This window comes from Thalassospira sp. GO-4 (genome assembly GCF_023588965.1).
In the GTDB taxonomy this organism is placed as follows: domain Bacteria; phylum Pseudomonadota; class Alphaproteobacteria; order Rhodospirillales; family Thalassospiraceae; genus Thalassospira; species Thalassospira povalilytica.
The window spans coordinates 2538610-2560292 of the sequence record NZ_CP097807.1 but is presented as its reverse complement, the minus strand read 5'-3'; the positions used below and the strand labels follow the sequence as shown (position 1 = coordinate 2560292).

General features: G+C 55.9%; 17 protein-coding genes. 2 read left to right on the top strand and 15 right to left on the bottom strand.

Going from position 1 to position 21683, the window contains the following annotated elements; genetic code table 11:
* Positions 1-56 precede the first annotated feature (56 nt).
* Entirely contained in the window at positions 57-845 is a 789-nt protein-coding gene (locus tag M9H61_RS11820; RefSeq protein ID WP_206928290.1) for an RluA family pseudouridine synthase, read from the top strand.
* Here the strand turns inward: M9H61_RS11820 and M9H61_RS11815 are convergent.
* The 10 genes from M9H61_RS11815 to M9H61_RS11770 all read right to left on the bottom strand — a co-directional run bounded on the left by M9H61_RS11815 (position 792) and on the right by M9H61_RS11770 (position 14331).
* The gene (locus tag M9H61_RS11815; RefSeq protein WP_250280578.1) at positions 792-1718 is read right to left on the bottom strand and encodes an AEC family transporter; all 927 of its coding nucleotides are present in this window, start codon (positions 1716-1718) and stop codon (positions 792-794) included. The two genes, M9H61_RS11820 and M9H61_RS11815, sit on opposite strands and share 54 nt — an antisense overlap.
* A 56-nt stretch (positions 1719-1774) precedes the next feature.
* Positions 1775-2221, bottom strand: coding sequence for a methylglyoxal synthase (locus M9H61_RS11810; RefSeq protein ID WP_068519923.1), 447 nt, complete (start codon positions 2219-2221; stop codon positions 1775-1777).
* A gap of 282 nt (positions 2222-2503) precedes the next feature.
* Positions 2504-3910 carry a dihydrolipoyl dehydrogenase gene (gene lpdA / locus M9H61_RS11805; RefSeq protein WP_068519922.1) on the bottom strand — a complete coding sequence of 469 codons (1407 nt, stop codon included), beginning with the start codon at positions 3908-3910 and terminating at the stop codon, positions 2504-2506.
* A gap of 24 nt (positions 3911-3934) precedes the next feature.
* Positions 3935-5200 (bottom strand): 2-oxoglutarate dehydrogenase complex dihydrolipoyllysine-residue succinyltransferase, encoded by a 1266-nt coding sequence (gene odhB / locus M9H61_RS11800; protein ID WP_068520028.1) that lies wholly within the window; start codon positions 5198-5200, stop codon positions 3935-3937.
* A 105-nt stretch (positions 5201-5305) separates the two neighbouring features.
* Entirely contained in the window at positions 5306-8218 is a 2913-nt protein-coding gene (locus M9H61_RS11795) for a 2-oxoglutarate dehydrogenase E1 component (protein ID WP_250280576.1), read from the bottom strand.
* A gap of 69 nt (positions 8219-8287) precedes the next feature.
* Positions 8288-9163 (bottom strand): succinate--CoA ligase subunit alpha, encoded by an 876-nt coding sequence (gene sucD, locus M9H61_RS11790; protein WP_068519920.1) that lies wholly within the window; start codon positions 9161-9163, stop codon positions 8288-8290.
* A gap of 2 nt (positions 9164-9165) precedes the next feature.
* Positions 9166-10365, bottom strand: a complete 1200-nt coding sequence (gene sucC / locus M9H61_RS11785; RefSeq protein ID WP_068519919.1) for an ADP-forming succinate--CoA ligase subunit beta — start codon at positions 10363-10365, stop codon at positions 9166-9168.
* Between the two features lie 171 nt (positions 10366-10536).
* Entirely contained in the window at positions 10537-11487 is a 951-nt protein-coding gene (gene mdh, locus M9H61_RS11780) for a malate dehydrogenase (RefSeq protein ID WP_068519918.1), read from the bottom strand.
* Positions 11488-12075: 588 nt separating this feature from the next.
* Complete coding sequence (gene zapE / locus M9H61_RS11775) at positions 12076-13203, bottom strand: cell division protein ZapE (RefSeq protein ID WP_101247292.1); 1128 nt, start codon at positions 13201-13203, stop codon at positions 12076-12078.
* A gap of 138 nt (positions 13204-13341) precedes the next feature.
* Complete coding sequence (locus M9H61_RS11770) at positions 13342-14331, bottom strand: CorA family divalent cation transporter (RefSeq protein ID WP_068520026.1); 990 nt, start codon at positions 14329-14331, stop codon at positions 13342-13344.
* Positions 14332-14506: 175 nt separating this feature from the next.
* Here M9H61_RS11770 and M9H61_RS11765 point away from each other — a divergent pair, with 175 nt between their 5' ends.
* On the top strand, positions 14507-17110 hold the full coding sequence (locus M9H61_RS11765) for a mechanosensitive ion channel family protein (RefSeq protein WP_250280574.1): 2604 nt from the start codon (positions 14507-14509) through the stop codon (positions 17108-17110).
* Positions 17111-17139: 29 nt separating this feature from the next.
* Here M9H61_RS11765 and M9H61_RS11760 read toward each other — a convergent pair whose 3' ends face one another.
* From M9H61_RS11760 to M9H61_RS11740, 5 genes are all read right to left on the bottom strand, one after another.
* On the bottom strand, positions 17140-17478 hold the full coding sequence (locus M9H61_RS11760) for an NUDIX domain-containing protein (protein ID WP_250280572.1): 339 nt from the start codon (positions 17476-17478) through the stop codon (positions 17140-17142).
* Between the two features lie 85 nt (positions 17479-17563).
* Positions 17564-18403 carry a carboxylating nicotinate-nucleotide diphosphorylase gene (gene nadC / locus M9H61_RS11755; protein ID WP_250280570.1) on the bottom strand — a complete coding sequence of 280 codons (840 nt, stop codon included), beginning with the start codon at positions 18401-18403 and terminating at the stop codon, positions 17564-17566.
* A gap of 75 nt (positions 18404-18478) precedes the next feature.
* Positions 18479-19501, bottom strand: coding sequence for a quinolinate synthase NadA (gene nadA, locus M9H61_RS11750; RefSeq protein ID WP_101247289.1), 1023 nt, complete (start codon positions 19499-19501; stop codon positions 18479-18481).
* A 224-nt stretch (positions 19502-19725) separates the two neighbouring features.
* Positions 19726-21114: a glutamine synthetase family protein gene (locus M9H61_RS11745; RefSeq protein WP_250280568.1), complete on the bottom strand. Its 1389-nt coding sequence runs from the start codon at positions 21112-21114 to the stop codon at positions 19726-19728.
* Between the two features lie 66 nt (positions 21115-21180).
* Positions 21181-21675: a class I SAM-dependent methyltransferase gene (locus M9H61_RS11740; protein WP_101247287.1), complete on the bottom strand. Its 495-nt coding sequence runs from the start codon at positions 21673-21675 to the stop codon at positions 21181-21183.
* Between the last annotated feature and the right edge of the window lie 8 nt (positions 21676-21683).

Genomic DNA, 21683 nt, shown 5'->3' with positions numbered 1-21683 from the left:
ATTGCCCGGCACCGCCTGATGGGGTAAAGCAGGGGCTTGTATGAAAGGCCGTATCAATGACCCATCCGATTGCCGAAGATCTTATTGCGCATGTATTGCACCGTGACTCGAATGTCATCGTGCTGAACAAGCCACCGGGACTGGCATCGCATGGCGGGCCGAAAACCTATTTCCATGTTGATGCCTATTTGCCGGATCTTAAATTCGGTATTCAGCCTGAACCGACCCTGGCGCATCGTCTTGATCGCGATACGGCCGGGTGTCTGTTGCTGTGCCGTCATCCGAAATCGTCCAAGAAAATCACCCGCCTGTTTACCGAAAAGAAAATCGGCAAGACCTATTGGGCGGTGGTGCGTGGTGCGATGGCAGATGACCATGGCTTCATTGATGCCCCGATCGGCAAGATCAATGATGAAAGCGGCTGGCAGATGGTCGTTCATGACGATGGACAGCCGTCAAAGACCGAATACACGGTTCTTGGCCGTGGCAAGGATGCTGACGGTCACGATATCACCTGGCTTGAACTGGTGCCCCATACCGGGCGCACCCATCAGTTGCGTGTGCATCTTGATCATATCGGCCATCCGGTGGTTGGCGATCCGTTTTACGGGCGCGGGGATGAACCGCCGATCTTTGGCGCGCCGCCGACGCTGATGCTGCTATCGCGTCAGATCATTGTGCCGTTTCATGCCGATCGTGATCCGGTCGTGGTCGACGCACCGCCGCCCGAACTGATGCGTCCGGGGCTTTCTGCCTGTGGCTATGACGGGGATTATGCCGCTCATGCCAGCTCAATTGATGCTCAATATACCGGCGATGACAGCGACGCTGAAGGCGGAGAGTAATGTCTCAAGCGTGATGATCGATGCCATGGCATCGGGATCACCATTGAGCTGACGCGCCAGGATATAGGCATTCCCGGCGCATGGCATTCCGGCATAGAACACGCCCATCGCCAAAACCATGCCATCAACCCCTGCCAGATGCAGGCAGATGCCCGTGATCAGCGGAAGCACGGCAAGTTTGATGGTGGTGGCCAGTGTGATGGCCCAGATCGCCTTTTTGTTCAGAATAAATTTAAGGCCGGCACCAACCGAAAGCAGGCTAAGCGGCAAGGCCGCCGTCTTGAAAAGGGCGGCGGTGTTTTCGATGGGCAACGGAACGTAAATATTACTCACATTCAGGATGGCGCCCGCGCCAGCCGCGATAATGATCGGGTTTTTGACAATCCCGTTGATGATGCGCTTAAGGCTGCTTTTGCCACCACTAAACGCACTTAACACCACCACACCCAGCATGTTGGTGGCAATCACCATGACCGCGACAAAGACAATGGCAAGTGCCAGGCCCTCTGCCCCGTAAAGCGCGTCGGCAACCGCCAGCAGCACATAGCTGTTATATCGAACCGACCCCTGAAAGATTGATGTAAATAGCGGCGTATCGCGCGTGATCAGGGGCCGCAGGATCAGCAAGGTGGCCGACAGTCCAAGGGTTGCTGCAAGGGTAATACCGACTGCTGTGCCTGCATTACCGCTTGAAAAATCCGCCCGGTAAATCTCGACAATCAGAAGGGACGGCAACAACAGGTAATAGGTCAGCCGATCAATCCCGGCCCAGATATCCGATCCGGTAATCAGATAACGTTTCAGCGCAGCCCCAACCAGAATGGCGGCAAAAATCGGAAAGATCGCAGCAATCAGTTCATAGGCAAGTGACATGGCGGACGGGGCGCTCCGGGACGGGTGACGTATATCGGGCAGGGGCGATTAATTCATCAGACTTTTCGATTGCTGTAATCGGCAAACACCTGTTCCGGGGAATGATCGCGATATTGTTCGCAGATTTCCTCGAACCGGGGATTGCTGATCAGAAGGTCGGCCGTGCTTTGGTTGCACGCAATCGGCACTTCATAAAGGTTGGCCAGCCGGATCAGGGCGCGGACATCGACATCATGGGGATGGGGGGTCATCGGGTCGGTGAAAAAGAACATGGCCTGCAATTGCCCATGGGCGATCATGGATCCCAATTGCTGATCTCCGCCAAACGGACCGCTTTTTAAAGGATGAATATCAAATGCCGGAAACCGTTCCTTCAATACACGCCCGGTGGTGCCGGTGGCAAAGATACGGGTATTGGCAAAACTCGCCTGATGCTTGGCCAGCCAGTCGGCCATTTCACGTTTGCGACGGTCATGGGCAACAACGCCGATGGATAGGGTCATGGTGGTCTCCCAGCCTTTGATATTGATTTATCATACTAATCCCCAATACCGCATTGCGTCACGCGCCAATCATCGGACAAAAGCGCAAAGCTGACCTGTCGCAATGTCGATCTTGGGCATCTGACCGGAATTCCGGTCCCGTTCCGGATCCCGGCCCCCGGCCCCAGCCCCAGCCTCGGCCCCAGCCTCGGCCCCGAACTCAGACCCGGGCACGGCCAAAACAAAACGGCCGCCCCGAATGAACGGGACGGCCGTTTGTCAGTCAGACGGATGTCTGATCAATTACATGTGGATTGCGCGCTTGTCCGCGTCCAGTGCGGCTTCCTTGACGACTTCGCCAAGGGCCGGGTGGGCGTGGCAGGTGCGTGCGATGTCTTCGGCAGATGCGCCATATTCCATCGCCAGAACCACTTCGGCAATCAGATCGCCAGCAGCCGGGCCGACAATATGCGCGCCGACGACACGGTGCGTTTTCTTGTCTTCCAGAAGCTTGACGAAACCATCGGTGCTTTCCATCGCCTTCGCACGGCCATTGGCGGTGAAGGGGAATTTACCGACAGAATACTCGGCACCTTCTTCCTTAAGCTGTTCTTCGGTTTTGCCAACAGAAGCAACTTCCGGCCAGGTGTAAACAACACCCGGGACCTTGCCGTAATCGACATGGCCTTCTTCGCCGGCAATCATTTCTGCAAGGGCAACGCCGTCTTCTTCCGCCTTGTGGGCAAGCATCGGACCGGCAATGGTGTCGCCAATCGCAAAGATGCCGCCAACATTGGTCTGGAAGTATTCGTCGGTTTTGACACGACCGCGTTCGTCGAGTTCAACACCAACTTTATCCAGGCCAAGGCCGGTGGTGTAAGGACGGCGACCGATGGCAACCAGCACCACGTCAGCTTTGAGTTCCTCTGCATCGCCGCCTTTGGACGGTTCAACAGTCAGGGTCACGCCGGACTTGGTGGTTTTTGCTGCGGTTACCTTGTGGCCGAGTTTGAATTCAAGACCCTGCTTGGCAAAGATGCGCTGGGTCTGTTTGACCAGCTCGCCATCCATGCCCGGCAGAATGCGGTCCAGGAATTCAACAACGGTGACTTCGGCACCCAGACGACGCCAGACGGAACCAAGTTCCAGACCGATGACGCCAGCACCAATGACAACCATCTTCTTCGGCACTTTCGGAAGAGTCAGCGCACCGGTCGAAGAGACGATTTTTTCTTCGTCAATTTCAACACCCGGCAGCGGGGTGACTTCCGAACCCGTCGCGATGACGATGTTCTTGGCATTCAGGGTTTCTTCGCCACCATCAAGAAGGGCAACCTTGACCGAGGTCGGCGAGGTGATCTCGCCGGCACCTTTGACATAGGTAACCTTGTTCTTCTTGAACAGGAACTCGATGCCTTTGACGTTGCTGTCAACGACCTTGTCCTTGCGGGCCATCATCTTTTCAAGATTGACCTTCGGCTTGGAAACTTCGATGCCGTGGGTATCGAAATGTTCCGAAGCTTCTTCGAACAGGTGGGACGAATGCAGCAGTGCCTTGGACGGAATGCAACCGACATTCAGGCAGGTACCGCCAAGTGCACCGCGTTTTTCAACGCAGGCAACCTTAAGGCCGAGCTGTGCGGCGCGGATGGCGCAAACATAACCGCCAGGACCGCCACCGATCACGACAATGTCGTAGTTCTCACTCATGAGTTCTTTGATCCTTTTGTCTGATCAGATGTCGAGCAGGATGCGTTCCGGGTTCTCGATGCATTCCTTGACGCGTACCAGGAACGAAACCGCTTCGCGACCGTCAATGATACGGTGGTCATAGGACAGTGCCAGATACATCATCGGACGAATTTCGACTTTGCCGTCGATTGCGACCGGGCGCATCTGGGTTTTGTGCATGCCGAGAATACCGGACTGCGGTGCGTTCAGGATCGGCGAGGACAGAAGCGACCCGAAGACACCACCGTTGGAGATGGTGAAGGAACCGCCGGTCATTTCATCCATGCCAAGCTTGCCGTCACGGGCACGTTTGCCGAAATCGACAATGGTGCTTTCGAGTTCGGCGAAGGTTTTTTCTTCGGCCGAACGGATAACCGGAACAACAAGACCCTGCGGGGTACCAACGGCAACGCCGATATCGCAGTAGTTTTTGTAGATGAAGCTGTTGCCGTCGATTTCGGCGTTAACAGCCGGCCATTCTTTCAGGGCCGTGGTGCAGGCCTTGATGAAGAAGGACATGAAGCCAAGCTTCACACCGTGCTTCTTCTCGAAGCCGTCTTTGTACTGGTTACGGCAAGCCAGAAGGTTGGTCATGTCCACTTCGTTGTAAGTGGTCAGCATGGCCGCGGTGTTCTGGGCTTCTTTCAGGCGGCGCGCGATGGTCTGGCGCAGCTTGGACATTTTGACGCGCTCTTCACCGTCACGCAGTTCACGTTCCGGCTTCGGCGCTGCCGGGGCCGCAGCAACCGGTGCAGCCGCACGCGGTGCCGGTGCGCCACCAGCAAGATAGTTCATGACGTCGCCTTTGGTCAGACGGCCATCTTTGCCGGTTGCCGGGATGGCGGCCGGGTCAAGATTGTTGTCTTCGACCAGTTTGCGAACTGCCGGCGGCAGCGGATGGTCGGTGTTGGCTGCGGTGGCAGCGGCCGGCGCAGCAGCAGGAGCCGGTTTGGCTTCTTCTTTCTTGGCCGGAGCTTCTTCGGCCTTGGCTTCTGCTTTTTCTTCTGCCGGAGCAGCAGCAGCGCCTTCGGCACCTTCGTTGATCATGGCGATCAGGGCGCCAACTTCGACTTCGTCGCCTTCACCAACAACCAGTTCAGCAATCGCGCCGGCAACCGGTGCGTTGACTTCAACGGTCACTTTGTCGGTTTCAAGTTCGACAATCGGTTCATCGGCAGCAACAGCTTCACCGACTTTTTTGTACCATTTTGCCACCGTGGCTTCAGATACAGACTCGCCCAGCGCGGGAACTTTAACTTCAGTCGCCATTTTTTCCTCGACCGTTTTTTCAATCAGGCAGTGTGGGTCTGCCATGATGCGAATGAATTCTAAATGAACGTATTGAACGGGCGATTGCTCGCCCGTTCGGTAAAGTTATTTTACGCTTAGTGCCGCATCGACAAGTTCGGCCTGTTCACGCAGGTGGGCCTTCAGAAGACCCGTTGCCGGCGAAGCCGAAGCTGCGCGACCAACGTAAACCGGACGACCTGCCTTGTGCGAAATGCTCGACAGGGTGGCTTCGATACGACGATCGACGAAGAACCAGGAACCCATGTTCTCGGATTCTTCCTGACACCATACGACATCAGCATTCGGGTATTTCGCAAGTTCCGTTGCCAGTTCTTTTTCCGGCCACGGATAAAGCTGTTCGACACGAACCAGGGCAACATCTTCGATGCCGCGGTTTTCGCGCTCGGCGAGAAGATCGTAATAGACCTTGCCCGACGACAGAACGACGCGTTTGACCTTTTTGGCATCTACCAGCTTGCCGGTTTCCTCGATCACAGGCTTGAAGGTCGTTCCCGGACCGAATTCGGACAGGTTCGACACGCACTGCTTGTGACGCAGAAGCGACTTCGGTGTCATCAGGATCAGCGGTTTACGGAACGAGCGACGGATCTGACGGCGCAGGATGTGGTAATAGTTTGCCGGTGTCGTGACGTTGGCCACCTGCATGTTGTTTTCACCACAAAGCTGCAGGTAACGTTCCAGACGGGCCGAACTATGTTCCGGACCCTGGCCTTCGTAACCGTGCGGCAGAAGCATCACCAGACCCGACATACGCAGCCATTTGGCTTCGCCCGAGCTGATGAACTGGTCAATGATGACCTGTGCACCGTTGGCAAAATCACCGAACTGGGCTTCCCAAAGAACCAGCGAGTGCGGCTCGGCAAGGGAAATACCATATTCAAAGCCCAGAACACCGGCTTCGGACAGCGGCGAGTTGAGAACCTCAAGCTCGGCCTGACCGGTACGGATGTTGTTGAGCGGGGTGTATTTGGCCTCGGTGGTCTGGTCGACCAGTTTGGCATGACGCTGCGAGAAGGTACCGCGCTGGCAATCCTGACCCGAAAGACGGACCGGGGTGCCTTCGCACATCAGCGTACCGAACGCCAGTGCTTCGGCGGTTGCCCAGTCAATACCTTCGCCGGTTTCGAACATCTTCGCCTTGGCCTTCAACTGACGAAGGATTTTGCGGTTGATGTCGAAATCTTCCGGTGCGGTCGAAAGCGCACGGCCAACTTCCTGAAGAAGATCTTCGTCGACGCCGGTCTTGCCGATCCAGTCGGCATCTTCGCCATGCGAAGATGCAAGTCCGGACCATTTGCCTTCAAGCCAGTCAGCCTTGTTCGGACGGTATGCTTCGGACGCCTTGAACTCTTCATCAAGATAATCCTGGAACGACTTGTCCAGTTCCTTGACGCGTTCTTCGGTCAGAAGACCTTCCTTGATCAGCTGCTGTGCATAGATGTCCTTGGTGGTCGGGTGTTTGCCGATCACGTCATACATCTTCGGCTGGGTGAAGGCCGGCTCGTCGCTTTCATTGTGGCCAAAGCGGCGATAGCAGAACATGTCGATAACGACGTCCTGTTTGAACTCCTGACGGAATTCGGTCGCGATGCGGGCCGCATGAACCACTGCTTCGGGATCGTCACCATTGACGTGCAGGATCGGTGCCTGAACGACTTTGGCAATGTCCGAGCAATAGGGCGAAGAACGGGAATCGGTCGGCTTGGTCGTGAAACCGATCTGGTTGTTCACAACAAAGTGGATGGTACCACCGGTACGATACCCTTTGAGGTGCGACAGATCGAAGGTTTCCGCAACAAGACCCTGACCGGCAAAGGCCGCATCACCATGCAGGAGGATACCCATAACCTGCTCGCGATTGGTGTCTTTGCGCTGGGACTGTTTTGCACGGACCTTACCAAGGACAACAGTGTTCACCGCTTCAAGGTGCGACGGGTTTGCCGTCAGCGAAAGGTGAACAACATTGCCATCAAATTCACGGTCGGCGGACGTACCAAGGTGATATTTAACGTCACCCGAGCCCATCACGTCGTCCGGCTTGGACGGGTTGCCCATGAATTCCGAGAAGATCGCGCGGAACGGCTTGGCCATAACATTGGCAAGAACGTTCAGACGACCACGGTGCGGCATACCGAACACGACCTCGCGGATGCCAAGCTGGCTGCCACGTTTAAGGATCTGTTCGAGTGCCGGGATCAGGGCTTCGCCACCGTCAACGCCGAAACGCTTGGTGCCGACATATTTGGTATGCAGATAATTTTCAAAGCCTTCGGCTTCTACCAGGCGCTCAAGGATGGCTTCCTTGCCGCGTGCAGTAAACTGCGTCTGGTTGCCGATGCTTTCGATCCGCTGCTGAATCCATGACTTCTGTTCAGGTTCCTGAATGTGCATGAATTCGATACCGATCGACCCGCAATAGGTTTTGCGCGCCAGGGAAACGATCTGGCGGATGGTCGCGGTTTCAAGACCCAGAACGTTCGCGATGAAAATCGGACGGTCCATGTCGGCTTCGGTGAAGCCATAGGTCTTGGGATCAAGTTCCGGGTGCGGTTCACGCGGGGCAAGGCCCAGCGGATCCAGATTTGCTTCCAGATGGCCGCGCACACGGAAGGATCGGATCAGCATCAGTGCGCGAATGGAATCATTGGCCGCAGCGCGGATGGCATCAGAATTGACCTGTGCCGCTCCCGGTGCTGCGAGGGCTGCCGGTGCATAGGCCACCTGGGCCTGACGTTCGGCATGTCCCTGTGAGACGTCGTATCCCTCCATGCCGCCAACAACCTTGGTTTCCCGCGGCTGCCAGCTCGGCCCACGCATTTCTGCGAGGAGTTCGGAGGCGTCGTCCTGCAACCCGTCAAAAAACTCAGCCCAGCTCTGGTCAACCGCAGACGGGTTCTCCAGATACCGGGCATAGATTTGAGCGATGTAGGTTGCGTTCGACTCGTTAAGAATCGTGTCGAGATCTTGAGGTTTCATTTGTGGTCGGAAGGCATGGTCCCCAAGACAGGACCACGCCCCCCCTTGCCTTTCCTCTGACTACCCAGATTAGCCCTTCAAAGCCTTCAGCATGGTCGAGCCGAGGCTTGCCGGGGAATCGGCAACAAGAACGCCAGCGCTGCGCATGGCTTCCATTTTCGCGTCGGCAGTACCCTTGCCACCCGAGATGATCGCACCGGCATGGCCCATGCGTTTACCCGGAGGTGCAGTAACACCAGCGATGAAGCCAGCAACCGGTTTCTTGACTTTGGAAGCCTGCAGGAATTCACATGCTTCTTCTTCAGCCGAACCACCGATTTCACCGATCATGATGATGCCTTCGGTTTCCGGATCCTTCAGGAACAGGTCGAGGCAGTCGATGAAGTTGGTGCCGTTGACCGGGTCACCACCGATACCGATACAGGTCGACTGACCCAGGCCAGCGGCCGTGGTCTGTGCAACTGCTTCGTAGGTGAGCGTACCGGAACGCGAAACGATACCGATTTTGCCGCGGCGGTGAATGTGACCCGGCATGATGCCGATTTTGCATTCGTCCGGGGTAATGATACCCGGGCAGTTCGGGCCGATCAGGCGGGTCGAAGAACCTTCGAGCGCGCGCTTGACGCGAACCATGTCAGCAACCGGAATGCCTTCGGTGATGCAGACGGCCAGTTCGATTTTTGCATCGATGGCTTCAAGAATTGCATCTGCTGCGAAGGGCGGCGGAACATAGATTACAGAAGCATTTGCTTCGGTAACGTGTTTCGCTTCGGCAACGGTGTTGAAGACCGGCAGGTCAAGGTGCTTGGTGCCGCCTTTACCCGGGGTAACACCGCCAACCATTTTGGTGCCATATGCAAGAGCCTGCTCGCTGTGGAAAGTACCCTGCGAACCAGTGAAACCCTGGCAGATAACTTTGGTGTTTTTATCGACGAGAACAGCCATAGTTACGCGGCCTCCTTCACAGCTTTGACCACCTTCTCGGCGGCATCGGCAAGGTTGTCAGCCGAAACAATCGGCAGACCCGATTCTTCGAGGATCTTCTTGCCAAGTTCGACATTCGTACCTTCAAGGCGAACAACCAGCGGAACGTTCAGGCTGACTTCGCGGGCAGCTGCCACAACGCCGTCTGCAATCACGTCACAACGCATGATGCCACCAAAGATGTTGACCAGGATGCCTTCGACATTCGGGTCAGACAGGATCAGTTTGAAGGCCGTGGTAACGCGCTCTTTGGTCGCGCCGCCACCAACGTCAAGGAAGTTCGCCGGTGCGCCACCATAAAGCTTGATGATGTCCATGGTTGCCATGGCCAGGCCTGCGCCGTTAACCATGCAGCCGATGGTGCCATCGAGCTTGATGTAGTTGAGGCTGTGTTTGGCAGCTTCAAGTTCAGCCGGGTTTTCTTCGTCTTCGTCGCGCAGGTTTTCGATGTCCGGATGACGGAACAGCGCGTTGTCGTCGAAGTTCATTTTGCAATCGAGCGCGATGATGTCGCCTTCGCCGGTCACGACCAGCGGGTTAATTTCAACCATGGCTGCATCGGTGTCGAGGAAGCACTGGTACATCGCCGACATGAATTTGACAGCTTTGGAAACCTGCTTGCCTTCGAGGCCAAGTGCGAATGCCAGTTTACGGCCATGGAAGCCCGAGAAGCCGGCAGCCGGATCGATGTCAACGGTGACGATCTTTTCCGGGGTTGCTTCGGCAACTTCTTCGATGTCCATGCCACCTTCGGTCGAAGCCATGAAGATCACGCGCGAGCAAGCGCGGTCGACGAGAACCGAAAGATACAGTTCGCGTGCGATATCGCAGCCTTCTTCGATGTAAACGCGTTTGACTTCTTTGCCTTCCGGACCGGTCTGGTGGGTCACCAGGGTCGAACCGAGCATCTGTTCAGCGTTTGCGCCAACTTCTTCGACGCTTTTGACAACGCGAACGCCGCCTTTATCGCCTGCTTTGGCTTCCTTGAAGGTGCCTTTACCGCGGCCACCTGCATGGATCTGGGATTTCACCACGTAAACCGGACCAGCCTGGGACTGGGCAGCTTCGATGGCTTCCTGAGCGGTATATGCAACTTTGCCATTCGGCACGGTCACACCGTATTTGCGAAGAATTTCTTTCGCCTGGTACTCATGAATATTCATGTTCGGTCGCTTTCTTGCCTTCCGTACGATTTCCTGTGGGTCAGAAATCGGGATTTCAATGTCCCCGTATATGCGGGAGGGACTTTGTTTGCGAGGCCCGCGATCATTGAAGTTTTAAAAACACCAATGATTGAAAAACGGGCCGGTCAACGACCAGCCCGCTTCGCGTTCTTAGAGCATGCCCTTAGCAGCATCGACGAGGCCGCGAACTGCGTTCACGGAGTTGTCGAAGTTTGCTTTTTCGGACTCGTCAAGATTGATCTCGACGATGCGCTCAACACCGCCAGCACCCAGAACAACCGGGACGCCGACGTAAATACCATCAACGCCGTATTCGCCGCTCAGATAAGCAGCAACCGGCATGACGCGTTTCTGGTCTTTCAGGTAGCTTTCAGCCATCGCAACTGCCGAAGCAGCCGGGGCATAGAAAGCAGAACCGGTTTTGAGCAGGGCAACGATCTCCGCACCGCCATCACGGGTGCGCTGTACGATCTCGTCGATTTTCTCCTGCGTGGTCCAACCCATTTTGATCAGGTCGGGAACCGGGATACCGGCAACGGTCGAATAACGGATGGACGGGACCATGGTGTCGCCGTGGCCACCAAGAACGAATGCGGTAACGTCTTTGACCGATACGTTGAATTCTTCTGCGAGGAAGTAACGGAAACGTGCCGAATCCAGAACGCCTGCCATGCCGACAACTTTCTTCGGATCGAAGCCGGTTGCCTGCTGCATCACCCAGACCATCGCATCAAGCGGGTTGGTGATGACGATGACGAATGCATTCGGAGCATGTTCTTTGATGCCCTGACCGACCTGGGTCATGACTTTGGTGTTGATGCCGATGAGATCATCACGGCTCATGCCCGGTTTGCGAGCTACACCTGCGGTGACGATAACAACATCAGCGCCTGCGATGTCTTTATAGTCACTGGTACCCTTGAGGTCGGCATCAAACATGTCGACGGGGGAGGATTCAGCAATGTCAAGCGACTTGCCCTGTGGCATTCCATCAACGATGTCGAAAAGGACGACGTCGCCAAGCTCTTTCAGGCCGACGAGGTGAGCAAGCGTGCCACCAATATTGCCAGCACCGACGAGCGCGATCTTGTTGCGGGCCATTCCGTTACCTTCTTCCCTATTACGCTTCCTGGGGGTCGAAACTCAACTTGGGAGCGCGATTGAAAATTTAAACCTGCGAACGCGAAATAATCGTTCGTAAACATCGAGTGTCGTAAACTGAATCGTCTCGATTTACAAGGGGAAACCCCGCTGTTTTAACGAGGAAAACCGCCGGTTCGGGGTTTGTTGCAACTATGGTCTAAACGCTTAAAAACCGTTCATGTTGCGGTTGCGAAGGGGCATGAATGCGCAGCAAAACCAAAGCCTGTTTACGATTGCGGGCTGCCTAAAGGAAAGGCAGTCTGCGCGTTTGCTGCCAATTCGGGCGTGCGATCCCGATTGCACCGCCCCAGCATTGCACGAAACGGCCATCAGCCATGCGACGGGCACGTACACGAAAAAACGCTAATACGATGAAATTTGCGCGATTGTGCGTTTGTGACATGCCTCACGCAAGAATCACCCGGCGATACGCGCCCATATGGCGAATTATTGCAACCGTTTTAAACTCTGATGGGTGGAGTCGTTTTTTAGCCCATCCCGGCGGCGCGATCCGTGATCATTTGCGTGGTCGCCATGGGCCAGAAATCAGGTCAAATGCGCCATGTCGAGATATTCCTGGCTGCGCATTTCGGTCATGCGCGACACCGTGCGCTGGAACTCGAACGAATAATCGCCGTCGGTGTAAATCTCGGTCGGGTCGCACTCGATTGCGCAGATCAGTTTGGTTTTGTGTTCATACATTGCATCGATCAGCGTTCCGAACCGTTTGGCCCAGTCCCGGCGGGAATCTGGCAGTTTGGGAATGAAATCAATGACGATGGTATGAAAATGCGTGGCAAGGGCGATGTAATCCCCCGGGCCAAGCGGACGTGTGCACAGCTCGTCAAAGCTGAATTTGGCAACACCGGCCCCCGCGGCCGAGATTTCAATCTTGCGGCCCTTGATGGTCAAACTGTCGGGGGCAACGCGTGCCCCCTGTGTCAGGGTTTCAAAGATTTCATCAATCTTGCCAACGGCTTCTTCACGCTGGCACGGATACAGAAATACGTCTGCGGCGGTCAGATTGCGCATCCGGTAATCGGTGGGGCTGGCCAGTTCAAGCACATCAAGCTTCTGCTTGATCATATCGATGAAAGGCAGAAAATTCTGACGTTGCAGGCCGTCCTTGTAAAGGTCATCCGGGACGCGGTTCGAGGTGGTCACAATCACCACGCCATGGTCAAACAGCTGTTCGAAGAGGCGGCCAAGGATCATCGCATCGGTGATATCGGTGACCTGCATTTCATCAAAACACAGCAACCAGGCCCCATCGGCTAGGTCCTTGGCGATGGGCGGGATCGGGTCGGCGTCATCTTTTTTCTTGGTCTTGCGGAACCGGTGCATGCGTTCATGCACGTCCTGCATGAAGTCGTGGAAATGCACGCGGCGCTTTTTTTCAATGTCGATGGTTTCATAGAACAGGTCCATCAACATGGATTTGCCACGCCCGACCTCGCCATAGATATAAAGCCCGGATGGCGGGGTGGGTTCTTCGCGGCGCCGGGTCAATCCAAACCGTTCACGCCAGCCGCCCGACCCGGTTGAGGGTTCGTAATGGGCCAGCGCATTTTTCAGGCTTTGGAGTTTTTCCGCGCACAGCTCCTGCATCGGATCGTGGGACAGCTCGCCAGATGTGATTTTCGCGCGATAACGGGAAAGCGGGCCGTCGGTCATCAACAAGTCTCGGATGCAGTGAAAGAAATCAGCTCAATGTGCAATGTCATAGCGCCAAGACGCATTGCAATGCAACAAGGCGCTTGATGCGATTGCGCATTCTGCCCTTTGGGTGGCATCGCCAGTGATGCCCGCCTGTCAGATCAGACGCATTTTTTTGAAAAGCCAGATTTCAAAGGCGGTAATGGCCGTCAAAATCACCGCAACCGTGACAAAGCCGTACGGGTTGTCCGCCGCCGGAATGCCTCCGACATTGATGCCAAGAAGCCCGGTGACAAAACTGATTGGCAGGAACAGACCGGCAATTACGGTCAGCCAGTACATGGTGCGGTTCATCTGTTCGGTTTCGATCGCCATCAGGTTCTCGTTCACGATCTGGATGCGTTCACGAAGCGAATCAAATTCTTCGATCAGGCGGATCGTCTTGTCGGTCAGGGCCCGCCCGCGCCGTTTGAAACGCTTGTCCGACCAAGCCGGTTTCTGTTCGACATAATTTGAAAGCGCGTCGCGCTGCGGGGCCAGATGGCGGCGCAGCCGCGAGACGGAATTGCGGATATCCGACCCGCGCCGACGCAGGGCAAGGGTCTTGCCCTCGGCAACGGTTTCCTGGTCTTCCTCGATGGTTTCGACATCTGCCTCGATGCCGCGCACGACATTTTCAAGCCGGTGGATCAGTCTTTCAGCCACGGTCAGAACGAAATCATCAATGCTGCGCGGTGCGCTGTTTTGCGCAATTGCCGAACGGATATCGTCAAATGCCTTAAGCGACTGATTGCGAAGGGTAATGACCATGTTTGAGGTGACCCAGAAACGCACCGAAATCATATCGGCCGGGTCATTTTCGGCATTCAGGTTGACCCCGCGCAGGTTCAGTGAATAACCCGGATCATAAAAGAACACCCCAGGACGGGTTCCACGTGTTGCAAGGGTATCGGCAATCGTCGGGTCAATACCGGCAATATTGATCAGCCAGTTGCGCACCCCTTCGCCCATCCAGTCAAGATGAACCCAGACATAGGATGTCTCGCTTGGTGCTGGCAGTCCGTCTTGCAGGGTGCTCCATTCGATCGGTTTTGCCGACCCGTCCTGGTTGATCTGAAAGGCGTTGATCAGGGCCGATTTGTGCATTGGGGGCTCCTTGGCTGTTTTGCCGAAAATCATGCGGGCAATCAGCAGATGGCGATTTCATCAATCATGGGAACGAAACGTTTGATGATTCGTTACATTCTTCAGTGTAACTTGTTTGCAAATCGGGCAAAACGGTCAAATACCGGTCTTTGAGCATCAATATGGATCATCAGGCATGACTTCTCTTCGTCACGTATTCGCAGGTCTTGCAATCTGTTTGTTGGCGATGACAGCGACGCACCCTGTGGCGGCGCAAGGCGACGACAAGGCTCAGGAAGCCGTTCAGAAAATCGAACTGGAAAACGCCCAGAACCGGATTTCCGAATGGGATGATGCGCTTGGCGATCTGGAAAAGACGATCGCCCGTGACGAAGTCACCAACCGGTTTATTTCCGATGGCCGTGACAAGATCGAAACCATCCAGCTTGGTGTGAATACCCTTCATGATCGGGCAGATGAGCGGCTGAAACGCTTTAAAGCCGCCCTTGGCAAGCTGGGCGAACCCCCGGCAGAAGGCCAGGAAGAAGTCCCCGCCGTCGCGCGCGAACGTGAACGCATTGGTCAGGACATCGCGCGCGTTACCGGGGTGATCAAGCAGCTTGAACTTGTTGATTTCCGTGCGACCGAACTTTCCGATCAGCTTGCCGCGCTGGCCCGCGAACGCTTCACGCGCCGCATTCTGGGGCGGGTTGATGTGCCGCTTGATCCCGGTGTCTGGCTGACCGCGTGGGGTGAAATTGTGCGTCTGCCCAGCATGGTGCAGGCACGCTATGCCAACCTCGAACTCGAAGGTCAAGCGGCCGACGAGCTTGCCGAAATTGCGCCTGGACTTGTTCTGTTATCCTTTATCGTGATTGCGGCCCTGATTGGCGGGGAAGTCCTTGTCCTGCGCTATATGCCGGCGCGCTGGAAAGCTGTGCCGTCCGAAGACCGGGTTGCCCTGATATCGGGGACGCGGTTCCTGTTTACTGCAATGGTGCCCGGGATCGCGTTGCTGGTGGCATACGGCATTCTTGATTCCCGCGAAGACCTTTTGAACGGAGCGATGGGCGATTTCATCCATCAATGCTTTGCCGCCGCCCTGTTTCTGCTTTTTGTCGGTGCGGCCATTCGCAGCGTTCATTCCCCATTTTCACCGACCCTGCGCCGGGCCGGGACCACGCCGCGCGGTGCCCGGATTGTCGGGGTTTCGTCGCTGGTGGTGGCATTGATTTTTGCCTGGGACATGGTGCTGTTGCAGGGTGCGACAACCCTTGGCACGTCGCTTGATATTGCGCTTGTCCAAAGCATTTCCAATGTTCTGATCATTTCGGTCCTGCTGTTTGTGTCGTCGCTTGGCGTCTTCTGGGTGCATGACGAAAAGGACAGGCATGAATTCTGGCCCAAACTTGAACGGCGCAGTCGCCGGGGTCTGAAGGCCGTCGCCATTCTGATGCCGGTTCTGATGGCGCTGGGCTATGTGGCGCTGGCGCGCTTCATTCTGGAAAACCTGATGATGGGTTTGGCATTCCTGACCTGTTACTGGTTGCTGCGCGGCTATAGCCGCGCATTGATGCACACCTATCTGGTGCGCCCCGAACCGGCCGAAGACAGCAAAACCACCGATGCGGTGCATGGCACCCTGTATTTCTGGCTGCGTGTTCTGATCGATGTGGTGATGGTGACGATTGCCGTGCCGGTCGCGGTGATGATCTTTACCGATATTGCCTGGGTTGACCTGATCCTTGCTGTCCAGCAGGCCTTTGTCGGCATCCAGGTCGGGGGAATTCATTTCTCCCTGAAGTCGATCCTGCTTGCGGCCCTGATGTTTGTCATTGTTCTGGGCGCGATGCGGTTCTTCCAGCGGATGCTCAGTACGCGGGTTCTGCCCAACACCAAGCTTGATCAGGGGCTGCAACATTCTGTTTCGGCAATCTTCGGTTATGCCGGGATCTGTCTTGCGGTGCTGCTGGCAATTTCGGCGGCGGGGATGGATCTTTCGAACCTTGCGATCATTGCCGGTGCGATTTCGGTCGGTATCGGTTTTGGTATGCAAAGTATCGTCAACAACTTCGTATCGGGTCTGATCCTTCTGGTCGAACGACCGATCAAGGTCGGGGACTGGATCGTGGTTGGTGCCGATCAGGGCTTTGTCAAAGACATCCGGGTGCGTGCAACCGAAATTGAAACCTTTGACCGGTCATCGGTTGTCATTCCGAACTCCGAACTGATTTCCAACCGGGTCCTGAACTGGACGCTTAAGGAACGGTCGGGCCGTGGCATCATCAAGATCGGCGTTTCATACGGGGCCGATGTCGACAAGGTGCGTGAAATCCTGCTTGAGATGGCCGATAAACGTCGCGAAATCCTGAGCTATCCGGCCCCACAGGTTGTGTTCATGGATTTCGGTGCCAGCTCGCTTGATTTCGAGCTGCGCTATTTCTTGCGCGATATCGGTGATGTCATGGCGGTTGCAAGTTCGATCCGGTTTGAACTTGTGCAGCGGTTCCGTGACGAAGGCATCGAAATTCCGTTCCCGCAGCGTGACCTTAATCTGCGTGATATCGACAAGCTGACCGAGGCAATCCGCGATGCCGGCCGCGGTCAGACCGGACCGCGCCCCGAAACCCCGCAGGTCGAGGACAAGCAGGCCCCGCAATCGGATGATGTTGACGAACATGGTGCCGATCAGCAGGCAACACCGCCATCGGCCGCCAAGGATATTTCACGCGATCAGGACGCGTCGAGCCGCGGCATCCCGGATGCCGGTGGCGATCCGGATGCAGATGCCCCGCGCTAGGAATTGCCCGGAACGAAAGTACAAACCTGTCAGATGTCAAAAAGTGCCGCTGTGATCTTTTGGCCCATCGGGGCCATCAGGTCACGGTCGCGCTGGGTCAGCCAGCGCAGCTCGGCGATCTCGCGGGCCGGGGCAAGCATGCCGCGATAGTCGGCCGTAAAACAGGTCATGCGCACAATCGCCCCGTCGGGCTGATTGTGGCCATGCCCGGCAAAGGTGCCGATTTCCCGGATGCTGTCATCAATCAGGGTGACGCCAAGTTCCTCGGTGACTTCGCGAATGATGGCATCGCGGGCGGTTTCGCCCGGATCGATTTTCCCGCCCGGAAGATAAAAACGGTCGCGGCCATGACTGCGCACCGAAAGCACTTTTTCCCCTTCTCGCAAAATCCAGTTTGCGGTCCGGATAATCCTTTGCGGTGATTTTTGTGTGTCCGGATGGGGCATGGTGCGATTACAGGATGGCAACATCCAGCCCGATATCAACCGCCGGGGCCGACTGGGTAATGCGCCCGACCGATACGTAATCAACACCGGTGGCGGCAATCGCCCCGATGGTTTTAAGGTTTACGCCACCCGATGCTTCGGTCTTGCAGCGGCCATCAACAATCGAGACGGCTTCGCGCAGCATATCAGGTCCCATATTATCAAGCAGGATGATATCGGCACCGGCATTGGCGGCCTCGGCCACCTGATCAAGGGTGTCGCATTCAACCTCGATCTTGGGCAGATTGGCGGCACGGGCAGCTTCGACGCATTTGGTGATCGATCCGACAACACCGATATGGTTGTCCTTGATCATCACGCCGTCATAAAGACCCATACGGTGGTTCTGGGCACCCCCCATGCGGGTGGCATATTTTTCCAGCTTGCGCCAACCCGGCAATGTTTTGCGGGTATCTAAAAGCTTCGCCGTTGTTTCGCCCATGGCAGCCACATAGGTGCGCGTGGTGGTGGCGATGCCCGAAAGATGCTGAAGCGTATTAAGGGCGGTACGTTCCGCGGTCAGAATACCGCGCGCATTGCCCTCAACCACGGCCAGAACGTCCTTTGCCTTGATCGCATCGCCATCTTCGCAATGCTTTTCGATTTTGGCATCGGGGACCAGTTTGCGGAAACAGTCCAGCGCGATATCAAGCCCGGCAACCACGATATCCTCTCGGGTTTCAAGGGCAACACGCAGGCGCGCATCAGCGGGCACAACGTTGTCAGATGTGATGTCGCCGGTTCCGATGTCTTCGGCAAAGGCGCGGTCGATGAATTCCGAAATTTCAGCCTGGGTCAGGACGGTCATGGTGGGTGCCGTATTAAATGCGATGGGAAAGGCAAACAGCCCCGCAAGATTTGCGGGGCTGTAAGGTGATCCGGCTTAGGCCGCGTCGTCTTTTTTGACCGGAATGTGCTTTGACATTTCAAGCATGCGTTCAAGCGGTTTGACCGCTGCTACACGCAGGTCTTCGGGCATGACGATCTGCGGGCCGTTATTGACAAGACACAGATAAAGCTTTTCGAGCGTATTGAGCTCCATGAACGGGCAATTGTTGCACGCACATGATCCGTCGGCACCCGGTACAGGAATGAATTCCTTGTGCGGGGCGGCCTTTTCCATCTGGTGGATGATGTGGGGCTCGGTCGCGATCAGATATTTCTGGTCCGGACCGTTGATCACATATTCCAGAATGGCCCGGGTCGACCCGATGTGATCGGCATGTTTGAGAATACCGTCATGGCATTCCGGGTGGGCAGCGATCTTGGCATCCGGGTTCTGGGTCTTAAGACGGATCAGTTCGCGTTCGGAAAACTGTTCATGCACGATGCACGACCCGTTCCAAAGCGTCATGTCACGACCGGTTTTCTTGGCAAGGTAAGAACCAAGATGGCGGTCAGGTGCCCACAGGATCGGTTTATCAAGCGGGATCTGATCGATGATCTCGGCCGCATTGGACGAGGTCACGATAATATCGGACGCGGCCTTCACCTCTGCGGAGCAGTTGATATAGGTGATGGATACGTGATCAGGATGCTGTTCGCGGAATTTGCGGAACGGTTCGGGCTGACACGAATCTTCGAGCGAGCAACCCGCTTTCGAATCCGGCAGCAGAACGGTTTTGTTCGGGCTGAGGATTTTGGCAACCTCCGCCATGAAACGCACACCGCAGAAAACGATAACATCTGCATCGGTTTCGGCAGCCTTGCGCGACAGGTCCAGACTATCGCCGACAAAGTCGGCAAGGTCCTGAATTTCCCCATCCTGATAGTAATGGGCCAGAATGATCGCGTTCTTTTCCTTTTTCAGGCGCTGAATCTCAGCTTCCAGATCAAGGGTCGGATCAATCTGCATTTCCGACATTGCGTCAGCAGAAGCTTCGGCAATGGTGATCATTTCATTCATGGCGTTGTCTCATCTCGCCTGTTTGCAAGCCGGAGATAAGTCGCGGGGCCCGGCATTGCAAGTTAATGACAGTTTGGAACCTGAATATCGCCATTAAGCCGGGATGGCAAGGAAATGGGGCAGTTATTCACCCGGTCATGCATCAGACGCAGGACATAAAATTCCAGCTGCCACCTCGATGGCGGGCTGGTTTGGTGCACAATCGGGTCGATCACCGATCTTCCTTAAACGGAAAACCCGTAATATTCCCACTCGGCAGCCGAAACCTTAAGCGCCATATGTTCATATTCGGCCTGCTTGATTTTGGTAAAGGCAGTGTGGAAGCGTTCGCCAAGCGTGCGTTTGTTGAACTCGGATGCCCCAAACTGGTCAATCGCATCAAGCCAGTGACGCGGCAGGTCGTTGGGGGCTTTGGCCTGACCGATTTCATCTTCGCATGGTTTGCCCGGATCAATCTTGTTTTCGATCCCGTCAAGGGCGGCACCAAGGGTAACGGCGGCCACCAGGTACGGGTTGGCGTCCACACCGGCAATGCGGTGTTCGAAATGGCGCGTTTTGCCCGGTGTGCCCGGAACGCGGAGCGCCACGGTGCGGTTTTCAACGCCCCAGTCATCGGATGCCGGTGAATACATCGCGGATGCAAATCGACGCCATGAATTCATGAACGGGGCGAGGAGCAGCATGGTTTCGCCGATGGTTCCGCGAATGCCACCAATGGCATTGAGCATCAGCGGGCTGAGCGATCCGTCCGCCTGATCAGCAAACAGGTTGTTGCCGTCCGGATCGGCCAGTGACAGGTGCAAATGCATGCCTGACCCGGCTTCATTGCCAAACGGTTTTGGCATGAATACCGCTTCCATGCCGAAACGCCGTGCACAGGTGCGGATAAGACGTTTGGCAATGATGACGTCATCGGCTGCACGCATCAGATCGCGATAGCGAATGGTCATTTCATACTGGCCCGGACCATATTCGGAAATCAGGGTTTCCAGGGTAAGGTCAAGATGCTTTGCGCCTTCATAGACCGCATCAAACAGCGGTGACATTTCGTCAATCTCGTCAACCGACATGGTATTGCGAAGCGACGACCCGCGTTTGGTCATGGCATAGGATGCCGGGTGATAAAGGCCCGATGCATCGGGCGTGCGATCCACCAGATAAAATTCAAGTTCGAACGCCCCCATCGGGCGAAAGCCGAGTTTCCCGGCCCGTTTGACCTGTGCGGCAAACACATTGCGCGGGTCAACATCATGGGGTGTTCCATCTTCTTCATACATGGCAATCAACAGCTGCCCGCGACCGGTATGGGGCAGATAGCCAAGCGTGCCCGGCACCGGCCAGCACCGGCAATCGCCGCCGCCCCCGGTCTGGACCAGACCGCAATCATCAACATCCTCGCCCGTGACGTCCTGCCCGAAAAGGGAGCTTGGCAAGCCACGCCCGGACTTATAAATGCCTTCCAACTCGTGCCGACGGATCATCTTGCCGCGCCCGATGCCGTGGAAATCGGTCAGGATAATGTCGATGGCTTCGACATCGGGATATTTGGCCAGGAAATCCTGTGCTTCGGAAAGCTGCGATCCGCTGGGGGAGGAGGCATTACTGGTGGTCACGGTCTGGCATCCTGATGGTGGATTACGGGCGGTGGCCAATTATGGCCAGTTTGTCGGGCGGGCGGATTATTGCCCTTTGAAACGCCGGAAGAAATAGCGGTCCTGCGGTACACCTTCGGGCAGGGGTTCGGCAATCGTGCCGGGTACGTCGATCTTCTGATCGGAGGCGACAATCGCCCCGATCATCAAGGCAGGAGGCAGGGTCTGGCCGATAAAGGCCGCGATTTTGGCATTAAGGGCCTCGTCCCCGGTACCAACATCGGAATGGACAAGGGCAACCTTGCCTTTGAATTGTTCGACCGCCCTGGGCAGGGTTTCGAAAATATCGCCAAGGAACAGATGATCGTCATCGGGGATGCATTTCGGATGGGCGGCGATCTGACGATCAAATACAAAGATTTCCCGATCCGGCATGATTTCGCGCAGATGGTCGAATGTCCGGCCATTGCCCAGACCGACTTCCAGTACGATGCCGTCCTGATCCTTGATCATTTCTGCGGCGGCATTCAGGCAGTCGCGTTGGGCTTGCAGGCGGCGGATAACGCTGTTCAGACGGGACATAACGGGTG

Excerpts from the sequence above, each read along its gene's own strand:
- M9H61_RS11820 (WP_206928290.1), top strand. The coding sequence starts at position 57 with ATGACCCATCCGATTGCCGAAGATCTTATTGCGCATGTATTGCACCGT.
- M9H61_RS11815 (WP_250280578.1), bottom strand. The coding sequence starts at position 1,718 with ATGTCACTTGCCTATGAACTGATTGCTGCGATCTTTCCGATTTTTGCC.
- M9H61_RS11810 (WP_068519923.1), bottom strand. The coding sequence starts at position 2,221 with ATGACCCTATCCATCGGCGTTGTTGCCCATGACCGTCGCAAACGTGAA.
- lpdA (WP_068519922.1), bottom strand. The coding sequence starts at position 3,910 with ATGAGTGAGAACTACGACATTGTCGTGATCGGTGGCGGTCCTGGCGGT.
- odhB (WP_068520028.1), bottom strand. The coding sequence starts at position 5,200 with ATGGCGACTGAAGTTAAAGTTCCCGCGCTGGGCGAGTCTGTATCTGAA.
- M9H61_RS11795 (WP_250280576.1), bottom strand. The coding sequence starts at position 8,218 with ATGAAACCTCAAGATCTCGACACGATTCTTAACGAGTCGAACGCAACC.
- sucD (WP_068519920.1), bottom strand. The coding sequence starts at position 9,163 with ATGGCTGTTCTCGTCGATAAAAACACCAAAGTTATCTGCCAGGGTTTC.
- sucC (WP_068519919.1), bottom strand. The coding sequence starts at position 10,365 with ATGAATATTCATGAGTACCAGGCGAAAGAAATTCTTCGCAAATACGGT.
- mdh (WP_068519918.1), bottom strand. The coding sequence starts at position 11,487 with ATGGCCCGCAACAAGATCGCGCTCGTCGGTGCTGGCAATATTGGTGGC.
- zapE (WP_101247292.1), bottom strand. The coding sequence starts at position 13,203 with ATGACCGACGGCCCGCTTTCCCGTTATCGCGCGAAAATCACATCTGGC.
- M9H61_RS11770 (WP_068520026.1), bottom strand. The coding sequence starts at position 14,331 with ATGCACAAATCGGCCCTGATCAACGCCTTTCAGATCAACCAGGACGGG.
- M9H61_RS11765 (WP_250280574.1), top strand. The coding sequence starts at position 14,507 with ATGACTTCTCTTCGTCACGTATTCGCAGGTCTTGCAATCTGTTTGTTG.
- nadC (WP_250280570.1), bottom strand. The coding sequence starts at position 18,403 with ATGACCGTCCTGACCCAGGCTGAAATTTCGGAATTCATCGACCGCGCC.
- nadA (WP_101247289.1), bottom strand. The coding sequence starts at position 19,501 with ATGAATGAAATGATCACCATTGCCGAAGCTTCTGCTGACGCAATGTCG.
- M9H61_RS11740 (WP_101247287.1), bottom strand. The coding sequence starts at position 21,675 with ATGTCCCGTCTGAACAGCGTTATCCGCCGCCTGCAAGCCCAACGCGAC.